Here is a 17,503-nt window from a genome sequence, read left to right on the forward strand (position 1 = left end):
CTCCTCTGTTTTATACGAGTATCTCACATTTTTTACGTTTTGTAAAGTATTGCGTAGACACGCTCTAGGAGATCTGTTGACCTATGTCGTAACTTCGGCACAACTGGCCATCGGTCACCCGGATCCCGTCGCAGGGTTTATGGGCTCTTTTGTAAAATTCCTGACAGTCTTTGCAGTCACCCAGATCCCTTTGGCGATCTCGGAGGGGCTGCTGACCTTGGTGATCTACAATGTTATTTCCGATTATCAGAAAGAAGGGGGTTATAAACTTGAAGAAATCAAATAATTTAATTTTGATCGGCCTAGTCATCGTATTGGCGGTAGTTCCCCTTATTACGATGAAAGGAGCGGAATTCGGCGGTGCCGACGGACAGGCGGAAGGTGTGATCGAAGAGATCAATCCCGACTACGAACCTTGGTTTGAACCCTTTATGGAACCTGCCAGCGGAGAGATAGAAAGTTTGCTGTTTGCCCTCCAAGCTGCGATAGGAGCGGGAATTATAGGATATGGGATCGGTACCCTTAAGGGAAAGAGAGATGCGCAAAAGGGCAATAAAAAGTAGAGACCTTCCAAGCTGAATTTGTCGAACCGGTATTTGGAAACTTAAAGAGTTGAAGGAAAGAGCAGAACATAGTTTTTCAAGAGAAAAAATAAAGAGGACATATGAAAGAAAACTCTCACGGCAGCACTTCGGAACCGTCTTGCCGTGAGGAGTTTTTTTAAAAGAAGAAATGGATACCCTTGTCCGATCGAAGTGCGGACATATCCTGTTCGCTCATCACAAAAATCACTTCACCTCTTGTGAAGTGCAGATCCTTGATGCGAACGGATAACGGTATAAGTGGAAGGAAGCAGGTCCTGTTACCTGCCGCTATATGATGAAAAGGAGATGAGAAAATTGAAGAAGGCAATTATTGTGGCAAGTTTCGGTTGTTCCATTGAGGAAGTAAGGGATAAGAATATCAAGCCGATCGAAGATGCAGTGAAGAAAGAGTATAGGGAAGCGGATGTGTTCCGTGTTTTTACTTCCAATATGATCCGAAAAAAGCTCGACAACGAGTATTCCCTGCATATCATGGATATGAAGGAGTGCTTGGAGAAACTCGAACAGGAAGGTTATAGGGAAGTGTTCGTCTTGCCGACTCACATCATCCCCGGAGTAGAGTATGAAAAGATCACAAGGGCAGTCTCCAAGTATGAAGACAGGTTTGAGAGTATAAAGGTCGCAAGACCGTTTTTGGATGACAGGACGGGAGAAGAAGAGGTCGAAGTGATGCTATCCTTCCTGTCCGACAGAAGAAAAGAAGAGGGGACCGCCGTCGTTTTGATGGGACACGGCTCGAATCACAAGGCTCACGCTTACTATGCGCAGTTTGAGAAACTCCTGAAAGAAAAAGGAGAAGACCACTACCTCATCAATGTCGAGTGGGCGGACTTTGTGGAAGACATCTATGAGGTCTTGAAACAGAAGGCCTACAGCCATATCGATCTCTATCCTCTTATGATCGTGGCAGGAGATCACGCCATCAACGATATGGCCTCGGACGAAGAAGATTCGATCAAGACGAAATTGAAGAGTCAGGGTTTCCGAGTGGACGCCCACTTAAAAGGTTTGGGTGGAGAAGAACAGTATCACAAACTGTGCTTGAACCGTTTGGCGGAAATTATGAACTAAAGGGATGATGAGATGCTTATTATAGACAAGTATGCATACAGCAATCGTTTGGCGAAGGCGGACCCTGTAAAGAAAATCTTATTTTCCTTTGCGATGCTGATTTTGTCGATCGCGGTCAAAAATATCTTCATCCATGCAGCCGTCATCCTCTTTATGGGAGGACTGACCGTTATAAAGGCGGAGATCCCCTTCAAAAACTATGTCAAGATCATGCTGTGGCCGCTGTCCTTTCTGGTCGTGAGCATGGTCGGGATATGTTTGTCGCTTGCATCCTACGGTGCGGAGACGGAGCGGATATTTCTGTCCTATTTAAGGTGGAACGACTTTGTGATAGGTATTACAAGACAAGGCACGATGCAGGCTCTGCTCCTGTTTATGCGAAGTAATGCGGCGGTCTCCTGTATGTTTTTTATGTCTCTGACGACATCTGTGGATCAGCAGGCAAGGGCGTTTTATCGCCTTCGTTTCAATAAGGTTTTTATTGAACTGTATGTGCTTGTCTACCGTTTCATCTCCATTTTTTTGGAAGAATCGGGCGAGCTCTACCGAGCACAAAAGATGAGGTTCGGATATCGCAATCTCAGGATCTCCTTCTCTTCCTTTGCGATCTTGGTCAAGCAGCTCTTTGTCAGGGTGATGACCCGTTATGAGGATATGCAGGCATCGCTTGCGATGAAGCTGTTCAACGGAACATTTTATTATGATTCTAAGAGCTAGGGGGAGAGTTTATGTTGGAAATGAGGGATGTCACCTATTGCTATGAGGACGGCACGGTTGCACTTAAAAATATTACAATGGATCTGTCGAAGTATTCCCGTATCGGGATCGTCGGCTCCAACGGTGCGGGCAAATCCACTCTCTTCCTCAATTTCTTAGGTTTCTACAGACCGACGAAGGGGAAGGTGCTCTTGAAGGGGAAGGAACTGGAATACTCCAAGAAGGGTCTGATCGAGCTTCGTAAGAATGTAGGGATCGTATTTCAGGATCCGGAAAAACAGATTTTTTTCTCCAATGTCTATGACGATATTGCCTTTGCACTTCGAAACCTCGGCTATCCCGAGGAGGAAGTTCGCTCCAAGGTAGAAAAGGCAATGGATCAGACGGGAACGAGGGACTATTCACACAAACCCGTTCATTTTTTGAGCTTCGGCCAAAAGAAGAGCGTTGCCATCGCAGGAGCGATCGCCATGGATTCCGGACAGGTCTTCTTCGACGAACCCACGGCCGGCCTCGACTTTGAGTCTCGCAAACACGTCGAACACATCATAGACGATATGGTCGATCGGCAGGGCAGGAGCGTAGTCCTGTGCAGTCATGATATGGATTTTATCTACAGAATGTGTGAGTATATCTATGTGATCCGCAAGGGAGAGATTCTGGCACAGGGAGAAACAGGCGAAATCTTCAAGCAGGGAGATCTTCTTCAAAAGGCGGGACTGGAAGAGCCTACTCTGGTCAAGGCTTGGAGATATCTAGGTTTTCCCTTGGAAAGAGATGAGACTTCCTTTCTGAGGAAGTATGCAAACAGTTATAACAAGATGAGGGAGCGATAGAGTTTTATGCACAGGTCGGCAAAGAGAATTATGTTTCAGGGAACTTCATCGGGCGCAGGCAAGAGCCGGTTGGCGACGGCGTTCTGTCGAATCCTCCGCCAAGACGGACACAGGGTCGCCCCCTTCAAGGCGCAGAATATGGCACTTAACTCGTATATTACGGCGGACGGAAAGGAGGTAGGTCGTGCTCAAGCCGTTCAGGCGGAAGCGGCAGGGGTGGAGCTCGATGTGAGGATGAACCCCGTCCTCCTAAAACCGAGCGGGAACAGGATGACCCAAGTCATCGTAATGGGAAGAGTCTATCGAAATATAGAGGCCCACACCTACTACAAGATGAAAAAAGAAGTCCGACCCTTTGCAGAACAGGCCTTTGACGAGATGGCAGGAGAATATGACTGTCTGGTGATGGAGGGAGCGGGAAGTCCGGCTGAGATCAACCTGATGGAGGACGATTTTTCCAATATGGGGATAGCGATGTATGCAAAAGCCCCCGTCATCCTCGTTGCAGATATCGACAGGGGAGGAGTCTTCGCATCGATTTATGGAACGGTCATGCTTCTTCCCGAAGAAGAGAGAAGGCTTTTTAAGGGGATCATCATCAATAAGTTCAGGGGAAGGGCCGATACCTTGCTTTCGGGGATCGAGAAGATAGAGAAGTTGACCGGGATACCGGTCCTGGGCATCCTGCCTTATCGGGAGGATATCCGGATAGAAGAAGAGGACTCCCTGGCGGAGAGTTTGAAGAGGGCTGCAACCTCTGCGGACATCCGCGTCTGTGTTCCTTGGACGCCCCATATGTCCAACTTTACCGACTTCGATGTCTTACGAAACTACGAGGATGTCTCCCTGACCTATGCTAAAACTCCGGAAGAGCTTCAGGGCAGCGATCTGATCATCCTTCCCGGTTCCAAAAATACGATCGAAGATATGAAATACCTTGAGGAGAAGGGGTTTAAAGATGAGATCCTAAGATTGCACGGGGAGGGAATCGCCCTCTGCGGCATCTGCGGAGGATATCAGATGCTTGGAGCTAAGATCATGGATCCCTTGTGTCTGGAAGGAGCTGAGACCGAGATCGAAGGTTTTGGAATTCTGAGGGCTGTGACCCTTATGGAGGAAGAAAAGATCACCTCCCGAGTACGGGCGAAGGTCCTGCCGGGCAAGGAAGAGGATTCCGTCTTCCATATCCCGCAGGAGATTGAGGTCGAAGGCTACGAGATCCACTGCGGAAGAACCGAGGTTGAAGAAGAGCATTTCTCAAACATCGTGGAGAAGTCGGGAGAGGGAGTTTCTCTCTCGGACGGGGCGATAAACAGCCGGGCAAATGTCTTCGGCACCTACCTTCACGGCATCTTCGACAATGCGAACTTTACACAGACGATCCTGAACAATCTTCGCAGAAGGAAGGGCTTGGCACAGAAGCGGGAAGAAGACGATTACCGAAGTTATAAAGAGATGCAGTATGACATGCTGGCCGATGAGGTCAGGAAGTATATCGATGTCTCTAAGATCTATCGTATTATGGACGAAGGGATCGATTAAGGATTGAAATTCGCCGCAGCGATACGTTTTCGCTCGGCGTTTTTGATATGGAAAAAGGGATGGATACGCGAAGAAATGAACGGGGTGTAATCCTAATAGGAGGATCATCTGCTCTATTTGTTTTGAGAGGGCATCGACCTTAAAGGATCCACTACATCTTTGTCGAAAATTTGTGGAAATATTTAGAGTTATATATTGAGTGAAGAAGAAAATTATGGTATATTTAGTATAGATTAAAGAAAATTCAAAAAATACAGGTTGAAAATCTGTTTTACATAGGATTTATTTTTAATATGGAGACTATTCCCGAGATCGAATAAGAATACGTCGAAGGACTAAAGAGGTTAAACTTTCGATCACGAGCATTTTATTTATAGATCTAAGGGGTTTAGAACTCGATTTTTTGCAGGTTTTCCCAATTTTTTTTGAGAAGGGCCTTATCTTCGATAAGGCGATGTTGATATTATTGTCTCCCGAGATCCCCGTAAGGCGAACTGCGCAAGGTTTGAGGCGGTTCGGATGAGCACGGGTTTGGACTGTATCACAGTCCTTGCAGGGGGATGATAGTATAAGGATTTTTTGTGATCTCAATAAGGAGGGTGTTTATTATGAAGAAACTTTGCAGCTTTGTTCTCGCCGCTTGCTTGATCATAGGTACGACTACGACTTCGTTGGCTATCAAAAATCTCGATCAAAACGGAGAGCCTTATCCAATTGATCCTAAAGAAGTGGAAGAGGTGTATATCGATTCGTTTCCGTCTGAATTTTCACGAGTGATTGAGAATGGAAAAAAAGAGTGGTACAACAACGGTTTTATTCATGGAAATATTGGAGGAACAAAGGTGACCATGGATATGAAGCCGGATAATGTCAAAACGGAGAAGAGGGTACCGCTCTCCTATCCGGCAAATTTGAGTTTTCGCGTTCCCAAAAATGCAAAGGTAAGTGCGGGCTATACCGGAATGGAGTCCCCTATATACAGGGTAAGGGTCGATGAGAAACAGTATGTTCTCGATATGACGTATATTCCGAGAGAGAGTCTCGTGATCACAAATGAAAGCGGCTTTATCAATATGGATATCATCTCGGGAATCTATGATTCGATTAAGCAAGGTTTGGAATCGGAAGTTGACTTCGGAGGAAAGGAAGCGATCCTTGGAACCATCCTCTATGAGAGGGCGACTTCTTCAGATAAGGATTGTCTGATAGGCACCACATCGAACGGAGGGTTGATCGCAATCGAGATCACTCCAAAGACAAAACGGAAACTAAAAAAAGATTGGATGAACCGATTTATTACGGGACTGGAGATCTTCGATGTAAAACAGCCCATAAACTTCTACCAGAGTAAGAAATCCAATTATACCAACCCTATGAAGTTAAAAATGCACGAAGAATATAAGGAACAGGAAAAGAGGTATCTCAAGGATAACTATGACAATTTTGGAAGAACGTCCGGATGGTATGACGGTGTAGGTTAGAAGGGTACAGGATAGAGGAAGGATCTTTCGGCAGGGTTTCAAATTGAATTTGTGAGCGGATCGAAAACAGAGCCGAAGGCGTAGCACTGCTTATATCGTTGTTTTTGTTTTCATAAAAACCTCTTGAAAAGGGCGGCGGATATTTCCGCCGTCTTTTTCGCTCCCGAAAAATGAAAGATTTTTGAAGCAAACTTTGTTTTTCTTGTAATATAATCTTTTCTCGGGGGTATAAACAATAAGTAGCGGAGTATTGATGGAGGGGTCTTGTTTTTGTTGTTTTATACAGTGTAGAGATTTTGTGAAATCGACAATTCCAAGAAGTTTACTTTTTGTGTGAAAGAGGCTTCGTTCTGTTCTCTATAATTGTACAGTATCTCCCCGGAATACGATGAAACGGGGATATATAAATCTCCACAAACACAAAAAGTATTTGGACATATGTTAAGGTGTGAGAAGGCGGTATGGAGTCGGGGAACTCTTTATATAAAGACACTTGTTTTATCAAGGAAGGTTGATATAAATAATAAGGTGAGGAGCGACTTCGGAAGTTTGCGACGGGATATCTTTTTTCTCGGATTTGGAAATAAAGAGAAAGTCTGCTATACTTAGTAGCGGGAATAAAAATTTGTTAGAAAAACGGAGTTGAAGAACAATGAGAGAAGTGGGACGAGTGATAGAGATCAAAGAAGATTACGCACTTGTAAACGTCAAGCGTAAAAGTGCCTGTGGAAGCTGTTGTGCCTGCGAACTCGGCTCAAGCAAGAAGCCGGAAGTCGATGTAAAGGCGCGCAGGATGATCGAGTGTGAGGTAGGCGATTATGTTTACATTGAAATGACTGCTCCCGATATGCTTCGGGCATCGGCGATCGCATATGGGATCCCGTTGCTTGCCCTGATGTTTGGAATAGTAGTATCCTACTTGGTCTTGGGAGATAAGACCGGAGCGTCGGAAGGTCTGTCCTTTTTTACGGGATTGGTGTTCATGGGGATATCCTTTGCCGTGATTCACAGATACGACAATAAACTCAAGGAATCGAGAAAGTACGAGCCCGCCCTTGTCGAGCTGGCACCGAGATCTGAATTTGAGCCCTTGCTCGCGGTGCAGAAGTAAGATTTGATATAGGTGCAGAAAAGATCCGAGATAATGCCGCATCGTTTGAAAAATCAGCATAGAATCAATGCTGCACAGAGGATGAGAGGATATAATCATATTTTATAAACTCAGAGGAGAAAAAGGATTTTATCCTTGTACAGTGTTTCCTCAATACCTGAAATAGGATGGAGGATCGACATGGGTGATATCGAAGAGCGTTTGAGTTCTTCGGCATCGGTATGCTCTATTGGCAGTGTTTTTCGTTTGAAATGTCAGGTGTGCGGAAGGTGTCATTATCCGAAGATAGCTTGGAATATCATAGTTCAAAGCACTCAACCTGTCAATTTGAACAGAAGACAACATGAAAGGACAAAACTCCTTGGCAAGAGAAGGGGTTTTGTGTTCGATTAGTTTTGATCTGCTTTGACAGAGAAGAGATCCTGCGAAAGTAAGTCTGTAGTTGTATAAAGGGAGAAAATAAAAATTCCTGTTGACAAAGAAGTATAGGAACACTATAATAAAAAAGAACATACGTTCTAAAAATTATTTGGGATGTTTGCAAAATTAAGTAGGATATACAGGGGAGGTTGCTATGAATAAGAAAGATGTCAAGAAAAACACCGATGCTCCAAGTCTTGAGGAGAGGAAGAAGGCGCTTGATGCCACGATGGCAAAGATAGAAAAGGACTTCGGTAAGGGTTCTATCATGATGCTCGGCGATAACGTCAAGATGAATATCGAAACGATATCGACAGGTTCTTTGGGATTGGATCTCGCTCTTGGAGTGGGTGGTTTGCCCAGAGGAAGAATCGTTGAGATCTACGGGCCTGAATCTTCCGGAAAGACGACCGTTGCTCTTCATGCCGTTGCAGAGGCACAGAAGGCAGGGGGTTTGGCTGCGTTCATCGATGCGGAGCACGCTTTGGATCCTGTTTATGCAAAGGCTCTGGGGGTCGATATTGACAATCTTATTATTTCACAGCCGGACAATGGAGAGCAGGCATTGGAGATTGCGGAATCCCTTGTGAAGAGCGGTATCATAGATATCCTGGTCATCGACTCCGTTGCAGCCCTTGTACCTCGGTCCGAGATCGAAGGAGAGATGGGAGATTCGCATGTAGGACTTCAGGCGCGTTTGATGTCTCAAGCTCTTCGAAAACTTGCGGGAACGATCAATCGTTTTAAGACTGTGACCATCTTTATCAACCAGCTTAGAGAGAAGATAGGAGTGATGTTCGGCAGCCCCGAAACAACTACGGGAGGTAGGGCTTTGAAATTCTATTCAACTCTAAGACTGGATATTCGCCGTTCGGATGCCATCAAAAAAGGAGACGAAGTCATCGGAAACAGGACCAAGGTCAAGGTCGTCAAAAACAAGGTCGCTCCGCCGTTTAGACAGGCCGAGTTCGATATTATGTACGGAGAAGGAATATCTAAGGTGGGAGAGATCGTAGATCTCGGTGCAAAGTTCGATGTTATCGAAAAGGCGGGAGCCTGGTATTCCTATAACGATACGAAGTTGGGGCAGGGACGTGAGAATGTAAAGACGTTTTTGCTTGAAAATGCGGAATTGAGAGATGAGATAGAGATGAAAATAAGAACTCATATTTTGTCGAATGGAGAGGATATGGAACAGGAGATCGATGAAGAGATGCCGGAGACAGATCAAACAGTTTCGGAAGAAGGCCCTGTAGAACAGGATTAGGCCGTTTCTATCCATTGGAACTATCGATTCAATATCCTTTGTATTGTAGGAGCTGAAACGGATTTTTGTGTTTGTAGATGTGGCTATGACTACACTTCTATTGGAGAATAGTATTACTCATCCAAAGGATGGACGGAGAAGGAGCAGGGGATCTTCCCCTGCTTTTCTACATAAAAAAACTCTTGCCGTGACGGATCATCCTGCAAGAGTTTTTGAAAGATTTGAACGGTTTTTTTGAATGGAATCCTTAAAGTCCCAAAAGAGAATTAATCTTTGCCTTGTCAAATCCCATAATAAGTTCATCGTCAATATAGATTGCCGGGACACCCATAATACGATTGCTCATCAAGAATTTTCTTGCTTCGGGATCCTTGCTGATGTCTTTTTCGGAATACTCGATGTTGTTCTCCTTGAAGTAATCCATTGCTTCGTGGCAAAAATGACAAGTCGGACTTGTATAAATAACTACCTTTTTCATAAAAATCTCTCCTTTGCTATAACTGTATTATTTTATACTGCAGGATACTGCGAATTGCCGTCGAATGACGGCCGTTGTTTCTCATAAGTTACTTATACCATTATATCTTCCTTTTAATCACAATAGTTGAAAATTTATCTCATCACAAAACGATATGGACCTGGAGAAGTCGGTGAGATTGATATCAATCATTTACATACCGATATAAAACGGTGTGGAAAGAGGGTAATATTTTGTGCAATATTTCCAAAAGAATACAAAACAAATAAATTGTTAGGACGGAGAAAGTGTGAGATAATAGAAACGGAAAAATCTAAAGCGATACTGCATCATTCAAAACATCAGCATAAAATCAATTTTGTACGAAGGGTGAAATTCTTGGAACTGTCGATATAACAAACCTTTGTGTTTTATAAAATCGGAAATTCGACTTTGTGCGGTGTTTTCCTAAGAAGGGGAGGGAAGGGATTTGGAATGGAAGAAGGACATATCTGTCAGGAGAATGGTCAAGGATCTCGGCGTAGAGATCATGGCGGAGCCCAAGGACAGAGATTATTTTGTTGACAACTCCGATATCAACAGACCGGGGATCCAGCTGGCAGGCTTTTACGAGCACTTCCCCAGAGAAAGGATCCAGGTTATGGGAAAGGTCGAGTTCGCCTACCTGATGTCCTTGTCCGAGAGGACCCAAAGAGAAGTGTTGGACAAGTTTTTTTCCTACGAGATCCCCGCTCTTTTTGTAACGAGAGGGATGAGGCCTACTTCGCTGTTTGTAGAGTCGGCAAAGACGAACAACCGTTATCTTTTGTGCAGTGAACTTCCGACCACGATGTTTATCAACAAATTGGTCACCTATATGAATCAGATCATTGCGCCCAAGGAAGTGATGCATGCGGTCTTGGTCGATGTGGACGGGATCGGTATCCTGATCAAAGGGGCCAGCGGAGTCGGAAAGAGCGAGACCGCCTTGGAACTGATTCGAAGAGGCCATAGACTGATCGCGGACGATGTGGTAGAGATCAAGAAGCTGGAGGACGGAGTCCTGGTGGGTCAAGCACCTAAACTGACCAAAAATTTGATGGAAATTAGGGGGATCGGCCTGCTCGATATCCAGAAACTCTTTGGAATGGGAGCGGTGAAGTCTTCCAAGGTGATAGATATGGTCGTCTACCTCGAAAACTGGCAGGAGGGAAAGTATTATGACAGGCTGGGCATCGACACCGAGTATGAGAAGATCTTCGATGTGCCTCTCGAAAAGAACGTCGTTCCGGTCAGACCGGGGAGAAACCTGGCGATCATTATAGAAATAGCGGCACGTAACTTCAGGCAGAAGATGCTCGGTTACAACGTTGCGCAGGAGTTTAACGACAAACTGTTCAAAAAAACAAGTAAGGAAGAGGGAATGTAGTGTATTATATAGGAATAGATATCGGGGGAACCAATATAAAAGCGGCTATGGTAGCAAGGGATGGCACCATCTTGGAAAAATATACGATCAAAACCCCGAAGAACCTGATCGCGTTTTATGAGGGGCTTCAGCACTGTATCTATCGTGTAACTCAGAAGTCGGGAACGACGACGGGAAAGATCGTCGGGATCGGAGTAGGGATACCGGGCAACGTCGACAAGGACGGGATGGTCTATAACTTTGTCAACTTGGGAATAGAGCGGGAGGCCTTGGGAGAAAAACTCTCGAAGCTATATACGGGGGCGAAGGTAAGAATTGCTAACGATGCCTATGTTGCAGGACTGGCGGAGCACGAATTCGGAGCCTTGAAAGACTGTAGAAACGCGATCCTGCTCACCTTGGGAACGGGAATAGGAAGTTCCCTGGTGTTGAACGGTTCTCTCTATACCTCTACCCAAGGATTTACTCCTGAGTGTGGACATATGAGTATCCGAAAAAACGACTTTGACTGCAACTGCGGGAACAACGGCTGTTTTGAGACCTTTTGTTCGGCGACCGGATTTACGAAGCAGGCGATCTTGTTCCTCGAGAAAAACACTCTCAACACTTCTTTGAGACCCTCGGGGTTGAGCCCGATACAGATCTTGGAGGCCTATGCGCAAGGGGATGCGGCGGCGGTTCGGATCACGGATCGTTTTGTCGAAGATCTCTCGATCGGGATCGGGAACCTTATCAATATGTTTTTGCCGGATAAGGTTGCAATTGGAGGAGGGTTTTCAAAGGGGCTGTCTCCTCTGCTGGAGAAGATAGAGGAGAAAAGTAACGCGAAGGCTCTCAACAAATTCAAACAAAAGACTTCGGTCGTGCGTGCCGAACTGTTGAACGATGCTGGAGTAGTCGGTGCGGCTATGCTCAATCTCTAAATACTGACGTTGAGCTGTGAGAAACTTTGTAAGGAGAAGGAAGATGCAAATTCAGTTACAGGAAGATGTCTTGTTTATTTTGGAAGAATTGGAAAAAAACGGCCACAGTGCCTATCTGGTAGGAGGAAGTATCCGCGATGCCATCATCGGACGCGAGCACCTGGATTATGATATTTCGACTTCGGCGAGCGTGGAAGAGATGGAGGAGATCTTTTCGAAGTTTAAGAGGATCGACGTCGGGAGGAAGTACGGCAATCTTAAGATCGGCATCGATGGAAAAAACTACGTCGAAGTGACGACCTTTCGAAAGGACGGTACCTACTTTGATCATCGCCACCCCTCCGAGGTGGAATTTGTGGGAGATATCGAGCAGGATGTATCTCGAAGGGATTTTACGATCAACGCCTTTGCCTACTCGAAGGATGGAAGGCTGATCGACTTGTTTGACGGTCAGGGAGACATCGACAGAAGGCTGATCCGAACCATCGGAGAGCCTCTGGATCGGTTTGTTGAAGATCCCTTGAGGATGATGAGGGCGGTCCGCTTCTGTGCACAGTTGGACTTCCTCATAGAAGAGAGGACCTTCGATACGATCAAGACCTGTGCATCGATGATAAGGAAGGTATCCAAGGAGAGGGTGAGGGAGGAGTTGAGCAAAATCATTTTGGCGGACTTCTCATCCAAGGGAATGAGATTGCTCAGCATAACGGGGCTTTTGCAATACATCATCCCCGACTTGGACAAGAGTTTCTACCTCAACGACGCAAAGACGAAGAAGGAGGGCTTTGCCTTGGAACATATGCTCTGCGTGCTCTCGTCGGTAGAGCCTGTCTTGGAGCTTCGTTTGGCAGCGCTGCTCCACGGGATCACCAAGCCCTTTGTTACCGAAAAATCCATCTATCAAAATCATGTGCACCTTCGCTCGAATATGGTACTTATGATCCTGAAGGACTTGAGATATCCAAAAAACCTTATTGAGCAGGTGGTCAATATCGTCAAGTTTTACGACATGAATCAGTGGAACCTTTCGGAGAAGGACCTCAAAAAGATGATCGCCATGATGGGAGAAGACGGGATCAACAATGTCGTCAAGCTCAGAGAGGCCAACCGAAGCTGTGAGTTGAGGGAAGATTATTTTGAGTCGAGGGTAAAAAACATCCTGCACAACAAGGAACCGGTGTCCAAGAAGGATATGAAGATCAACGGCTATGACCTGATTAAGATAGGTTTTGAGGGGATTGACATCGGAGAGACCTTGGAGCTCCTCTATGAAGAAATTTTGGAGGACAGCAGCTTAAACCGAAAAGATCTTCTGTACCAAAGAGCAATCGAGATTTGTAAAACAAAAAGGTAGTGTTCCCCTATGGGAATAGGGTATAATGGTAGGTAGGAACATAATTTTACAAAATTTATCTATGGGGTGATTGTATGAACTATGAAAAAATAATCAGAGGTCTTAAGACGGTAAGAGATTTCAAGGACAAATCGGTGGGAGAAGAAGTCCTCAAAGCAATGGTGGACTATGCCTCCTCCTTGACTTTGCCGACGGCATCCAAGGTAAATGTGAAGACGGTCTATCGCGGAACGGATGTGGAAGAAAGCCTTAAGGGGAAGGTCGGTTATTTCGGTAATCTGATTGCGGCTCCTCACTACATCCTTGCTTACGGAGAAGACAGCTCCGACTTCAGAGTTAATGCCGGCTACTTTATGGAAGCGCTGCGTTTTAAGGCGGAAGAAGCGGAACTTGGGACCTGCTGGCTTGAGGCCAATAACGATAAAGCGTTGAAGATCGCCTTAGGTGTAGAGGAAGATGAGTTTATCGCCGGTATCTTGGCGGTCGGGATCCCCTACGAAGGCTATTTCAGACAGGATATCGAGAAAAAGAGCGACAGAAACTCCGCCTCCGAGATCGTATATTCTTCCTCCTGGGGAAATGAAGTGATGTGGGATGATCTCTATCAGCTGGGAGTGGGAGAGGCTTTTTCACTTGTTCGACTTGCTCCTTCGGCAGGCAATCAACAGCCGTGGAAATTTGTCATGGAGGGAAGTGAGATCTATCTGTTTATGCTCAACAGGGGCAAGGAGCTGACGGATCTCGAAACGGGGATTATCCTCCTCTATTTGGAAAAAGCCTTTATGAACCTGCATATTCGAAGACTTGAGAAGTCGCAGGAGGAGCTCGAGAAGGCGATCTCGACCATGAAGATCCCGGCAGACTACGCTTGCAGAGCGGTCTACACCTTATAGAACCGAGTTCTCGTATATCGAAATACGAGAGAATAAAAGAATTGAACCGGGAAACAAAGAAAGAACACGGAACTTATGTATACCGAAAAACAAACCTTAGACGGATCTGTGCTTAAGATGGTGGGTCTGTTTAAGGTTTTATTTGGAAGTTCACAAAGCAAGTATGAGGAAATTTTTAGGATCGGGAGATGGAAGATGAATTTGGAGCAATTGAACGAACCTCAAAGGGATGCGGTATGTACACCGGATGGAAACTTGCTGATCCTTGCGGGAGCGGGATCGGGAAAAACGAAGGTGATTACACACAGGATCGCCTACCTGATAGAAGAAGGGATATCGCCGTCTGCAATCCTGGCCCTCACCTTTACCAATAAGGCGGCGAGGGAGATGAAGGAGAGGATGGAGGTTCTCTTGGGCGTATCGGTGACCGGAATGTGGATAGGAACCTTCCACTCTATGTTTTTGAGGATATTGAGAGCCCATATCGACAAACTCGGCTATGACAGAAACTTTGTGGTCTACGACACCTACGACCAAACTTCTCTTATCAAGGAGTGTATGAAGGTCAAGAAGGTCAGTGATAAGGTAAAACCTTCTTTTTTTCTCTCCCATATTTCGGATTGGAAGAACGAGCTCAAGTTTGTCGAGGGCTTTCCCAAGGAAGAACTTTTGACTACTGAGTTGAGACAGGCCTATGATGTCTATGAGATGTATCAGAAGAGGTTGGCGGCAAACAACGCTCTGGACTTCGATGACATCCTTCTTCTCGCCTTCAAACTGCTGAAGGAGTTTGAGGAGGTCAGAGAGAAGTATCAGACGAAGTTCAGGCATGTTCTGGTCGATGAGTATCAGGATACAAACTACCTTCAATATCAATTGATTAACCTTATCGCGGGAAAACATCGCAATCTCTGCGTCGTAGGCGATGACGATCAGTCCATCTATGCCTGGAGGGGAGCGGATATTCGTAACATCCTTGAGTTCGAAAAGGACCATAAGGACGCCAAGGTCATCCGCTTGGAGCAAAACTATCGGTCTACGCAGACCATCCTCAATGCAGCCCACGATGTGATCTCAAAAAACACGGGAAGGATGCGAAAAAAACTCTGGACAAGCAACGGAGACGGAGAGCCGATCACCTTGAAGAAGGTCTATTCGGAACAGGATGAAGGCGTGTGGATCAGTAACGAAATTCATTCGTTGCATCGTAAAGGTGTTGATTTCAGTGAAATTGCCATCCTCTACCGCACCAATGCCCAGTCCAGGGCAATCGAGGATGCACTGGTGCTTAACGACCTTCCTTATCAGGTCTACGGAGGAATGAAGTTCTACGATCGCAAGGAGATCAAGGACATTCTGGCCTATCTGAGACTGGTATCTAATACGGGAGATGACGTATCCCTGAAGAGGATCGTCAACGTGCCCAGACGGGGAATCGGATTGAAGACGATCGAAAAGCTCGAAGTCTTATCGGAACAGGCGGGCTTGAGCATCTATCAATATATTCTAAACGACGCTATGTATGATTTTTCGCCCAAGCAGAGAACAGCTCTCAAAGACTTTATCAAGATGATGGAAACCTTTCGGGTTATGGCTCAGGTCCTTTCCTTCGATGAGCTTATCGAAAAAATCTTGTCCAACAGCGGTTACTATACGGAGTTGCAGTCGGACAAGAGCGATGAGAGCAGAAGTCGGTTGGAAAACCTTGGCGAGTTTATGTCGGTGGCAAAGGATTATGAGAAAAATAAAGAAGAGGAGGAAGGCATTGCCGACTTCTTAAATTCCCTGTCGCTGGCGACGGATCAGGATGATAGTGACACAGGAGGCAGGATCTCCCTTATGACCCTTCACAGTGCCAAGGGCTTGGAGTTTGAAGCGGTCTTCATCGCAGGCATGGAGGACGGCTTGTTTCCAAGTGCACGTTCGGTCTACGATGAGCTGAAACTCGAGGAGGAGAGAAGACTCTGCTATGTGGGTGTGACGAGGGCGAAGAAAAAACTCTACCTGAGTTATGCAACGAAGAGAACCTTGTACGGAAAGACCGAAATGGCAATCCCTTCAAGGTTTTTGAAGGATATCTCTCCCGAGTATCTAAAGGGAGATGCCGGAACTTCGCTGAAAGGACAGACCGCCTCCATCTACGAGAAGTACCGTAAAAAGTACAAGGCTCATATCGAGAGAGCTGTCAAGGAAGAGAAGAAGGACGGTCAGGACTTTGCTCCGGGCAGCAAGGTAAAACACAAGGTATTCGGAACGGGGACCGTCGTTGCCGGAGAAAAAGGGGTCTATACCATCGTCTTCGAATCCAAGGGAATCAAGAAGATCGACACCTCGCTTGTAGAATTGCATCTGCTGAAATAGGCAGGTCTTGATCGGCTTGAAATCTCATATTTTTGGAAACGATATGAACAGGAAACAAGGCGATCGTAGAATATAGTCCGCTACAGGAGAGTTTTAAGAGGGAACGATCAAGACGGAGAACATCGATAGGATAATGCTGAATAAATTTGAAGTCTTGATTTTCCTACGTATTTGTCAAAAATGAAATTTTGGAAAATCATCAAGAAATTCATCGTTTATATAAAAGTGATTTTACATCGATGTTTTGAATTACGCATTGGCGGACAAAGGAGGTGAAGGTATGAAAAAGGTATTGTTCGAGAAAATTCATCCGGATGCGGTCATCCCCTTCTATGCACACGAGGGAGATGCAGGGATGGATTTGTTTTCGATTGAGGAACTCGTGATAAAAAGTTCAGAGAGTGCTTTGGTCCACACGGGCTTGAAGATGAGACTTCCCAAACATACGGAAGCTCAAGTAAGGCCGAGGAGCGGTTTGGCTCTCAAACATCAGATCACGGTTTTGAATAGTCCGGGAACCGTCGATGAAGGATATCGGGGCGAACTCTGCATCATCCTGATCAACCACGGGAAAGAGCCCTTCAAGGTCGAAAAGGGGATGAAGATTGCCCAAATGATCATTGCTCCCGTTATGCAAGTCAAGGTGGAAGAAACCTCCGATGTCGGTACGGACACCTCCAGGGGAGAGAAGGGGTTCGGCTCTTCGGGAGTATAGACGTTACAGTTTGCTGCATGAAGCACATAGCTTATTGTTCAAGCAAGCGGACGCAGATCAGGTTTCGCTCAGAGAGATAAACCGATAACACGATTACGCCCGCAAAAACTGTAGAAAACACCGCATAATTCCAAAAAGTAGCGAAAAATCGGTTTTTCTTGAACAAAACCATTCGTCGAAAGTTTGTATTTGGAAAGGGTTTCTACACTTCGTAAAAAACAAAGGAGAAATCATTTTGCGTCTTTGAGCGGTACTTCCTGTATTTTTGTGGGGGTATCAGGAGAGTTATACTCAATCGAAGATTCTGTTGCTTGCGGATAT

16 protein-coding genes are annotated in these 17,503 nt (G+C 45.6%); 15 read left to right on the forward strand and 1 reads right to left on the reverse strand.

The window, feature by feature from the left end; all coding sequences use genetic code 11:
* The 9 genes from ACFO4R_RS06060 to recA all read left to right on the forward strand — a co-directional run.
* A partial coding sequence (locus ACFO4R_RS06060; protein ID WP_379788158.1) for an energy-coupling factor ABC transporter permease occupies nt 1-286 on the forward strand: 286 nt, incomplete at its 5' end.
* Nucleotides 270-563 (forward strand): energy-coupling factor ABC transporter substrate-binding protein, encoded by a 294-nt coding sequence (locus ACFO4R_RS06065; RefSeq protein ID WP_465254258.1) that lies wholly within the window; start codon nt 270-272, stop codon nt 561-563. The genes ACFO4R_RS06060 and ACFO4R_RS06065, both read left to right, overlap by 17 nt.
* A gap of 336 nt (nt 564-899) precedes the next feature.
* Nucleotides 900-1,676 (forward strand): sirohydrochlorin cobaltochelatase, encoded by a 777-nt coding sequence (locus ACFO4R_RS06070; protein ID WP_379788160.1) that lies wholly within the window; start codon nt 900-902, stop codon nt 1,674-1,676.
* 12 nt (nt 1,677-1,688) lie between these two features.
* Entirely contained in the window at nt 1,689-2,393 is a 705-nt protein-coding gene (gene cbiQ, locus ACFO4R_RS06075; protein WP_379788161.1) for a cobalt ECF transporter T component CbiQ, read from the forward strand.
* 11 nt (nt 2,394-2,404) lie between these two features.
* Nucleotides 2,405-3,229 carry an energy-coupling factor ABC transporter ATP-binding protein gene (locus tag ACFO4R_RS06080; protein ID WP_379788162.1) on the forward strand — a complete coding sequence of 275 codons (825 nt, stop codon included), beginning with the start codon at nt 2,405-2,407 and terminating at the stop codon, nt 3,227-3,229.
* 6 nt (nt 3,230-3,235) lie between these two features.
* Nucleotides 3,236-4,771, forward strand: coding sequence for a cobyric acid synthase (locus ACFO4R_RS06085; protein ID WP_379788163.1), 1,536 nt, complete (start codon nt 3,236-3,238; stop codon nt 4,769-4,771).
* A 608-nt stretch (nt 4,772-5,379) separates the two neighbouring features.
* Nucleotides 5,380-6,252 carry a hypothetical protein gene (locus tag ACFO4R_RS06090; RefSeq protein WP_379788164.1) on the forward strand — a complete coding sequence of 291 codons (873 nt, stop codon included), beginning with the start codon at nt 5,380-5,382 and terminating at the stop codon, nt 6,250-6,252.
* Nucleotides 6,253-6,904: 652 nt separating this feature from the next.
* Nucleotides 6,905-7,363, forward strand: a complete 459-nt coding sequence (locus ACFO4R_RS06095; protein ID WP_379788165.1) for a SoxR reducing system RseC family protein — start codon at nt 6,905-6,907, stop codon at nt 7,361-7,363.
* A 574-nt stretch (nt 7,364-7,937) separates the two neighbouring features.
* Complete coding sequence (recA, locus tag ACFO4R_RS06100) at nt 7,938-9,050, forward strand: recombinase RecA (protein ID WP_379788166.1); 1,113 nt, start codon at nt 7,938-7,940, stop codon at nt 9,048-9,050.
* A 247-nt stretch (nt 9,051-9,297) separates the two neighbouring features.
* Here recA and ACFO4R_RS06105 read toward each other — a convergent pair whose 3' ends face one another.
* Nucleotides 9,298-9,528, reverse strand: a complete 231-nt coding sequence (locus ACFO4R_RS06105; RefSeq protein WP_379788167.1) for a glutaredoxin family protein — start codon at nt 9,526-9,528, stop codon at nt 9,298-9,300.
* Nucleotides 9,529-9,997: 469 nt separating this feature from the next.
* Between ACFO4R_RS06105 and hprK the strand changes: the two genes are divergently transcribed.
* From hprK to dut, 6 genes are all read left to right on the forward strand, one after another.
* Nucleotides 9,998-10,936, forward strand: coding sequence for an HPr(Ser) kinase/phosphatase (gene hprK / locus ACFO4R_RS06110; protein WP_379788168.1), 939 nt, complete (start codon nt 9,998-10,000; stop codon nt 10,934-10,936).
* A complete protein-coding gene (locus ACFO4R_RS06115; RefSeq protein WP_379788169.1) occupies nt 10,936-11,859 on the forward strand; it encodes an ROK family protein in 924 nt (307 codons plus the stop codon). The genes hprK and ACFO4R_RS06115 overlap by 1 nt, the downstream gene beginning before the upstream one ends.
* Before the next feature lie 43 nt (nt 11,860-11,902).
* Nucleotides 11,903-13,213 (forward strand): CCA tRNA nucleotidyltransferase, encoded by a 1,311-nt coding sequence (locus ACFO4R_RS06120; RefSeq protein ID WP_379788170.1) that lies wholly within the window; start codon nt 11,903-11,905, stop codon nt 13,211-13,213.
* A 74-nt stretch (nt 13,214-13,287) separates the two neighbouring features.
* Entirely contained in the window at nt 13,288-14,106 is an 819-nt protein-coding gene (locus ACFO4R_RS06125; protein WP_379788171.1) for a nitroreductase family protein, read from the forward strand.
* A 195-nt stretch (nt 14,107-14,301) separates the two neighbouring features.
* Entirely contained in the window at nt 14,302-16,467 is a 2,166-nt protein-coding gene (locus tag ACFO4R_RS06130) for an ATP-dependent helicase (protein WP_379788172.1), read from the forward strand.
* Nucleotides 16,468-16,747: 280 nt separating this feature from the next.
* Entirely contained in the window at nt 16,748-17,182 is a 435-nt protein-coding gene (gene dut, locus ACFO4R_RS06135; protein WP_379788173.1) for a dUTP diphosphatase, read from the forward strand.
* The last annotated feature ends 321 nt before the right edge of the window (nt 17,183-17,503 follow it).

Origin of the sequence: Filifactor villosus, from assembly GCF_042652965.1 — a bacterium.
Classification (GTDB): domain Bacteria; phylum Bacillota; class Clostridia; order Peptostreptococcales; family Filifactoraceae; genus Filifactor; species Filifactor villosus.

What these genes read in the sequence shown, in the direction of transcription:
- cbiQ (WP_379788161.1), top strand. Translation starts at nt 1,689, where the DNA reads ATGCTTATTATAGACAAGTATGCATACAGCAATCGTTTGGCGAAGGCG.
- ACFO4R_RS06080 (WP_379788162.1), top strand. Translation starts at nt 2,405, where the DNA reads ATGTTGGAAATGAGGGATGTCACCTATTGCTATGAGGACGGCACGGTT.
- ACFO4R_RS06085 (WP_379788163.1), top strand. Translation starts at nt 3,236, where the DNA reads ATGCACAGGTCGGCAAAGAGAATTATGTTTCAGGGAACTTCATCGGGC.
- ACFO4R_RS06090 (WP_379788164.1), top strand. Translation starts at nt 5,380, where the DNA reads ATGAAGAAACTTTGCAGCTTTGTTCTCGCCGCTTGCTTGATCATAGGT.
- ACFO4R_RS06095 (WP_379788165.1), top strand. Translation starts at nt 6,905, where the DNA reads ATGAGAGAAGTGGGACGAGTGATAGAGATCAAAGAAGATTACGCACTT.
- recA (WP_379788166.1), top strand. Translation starts at nt 7,938, where the DNA reads ATGAATAAGAAAGATGTCAAGAAAAACACCGATGCTCCAAGTCTTGAG.
- ACFO4R_RS06105 (WP_379788167.1), bottom strand. Translation starts at nt 9,528, where the DNA reads ATGAAAAAGGTAGTTATTTATACAAGTCCGACTTGTCATTTTTGCCAC.
- ACFO4R_RS06120 (WP_379788170.1), top strand. Translation starts at nt 11,903, where the DNA reads ATGCAAATTCAGTTACAGGAAGATGTCTTGTTTATTTTGGAAGAATTG.
- ACFO4R_RS06125 (WP_379788171.1), top strand. Translation starts at nt 13,288, where the DNA reads ATGAACTATGAAAAAATAATCAGAGGTCTTAAGACGGTAAGAGATTTC.
- ACFO4R_RS06130 (WP_379788172.1), top strand. Translation starts at nt 14,302, where the DNA reads ATGAATTTGGAGCAATTGAACGAACCTCAAAGGGATGCGGTATGTACA.
- dut (WP_379788173.1), top strand. Translation starts at nt 16,748, where the DNA reads ATGAAAAAGGTATTGTTCGAGAAAATTCATCCGGATGCGGTCATCCCC.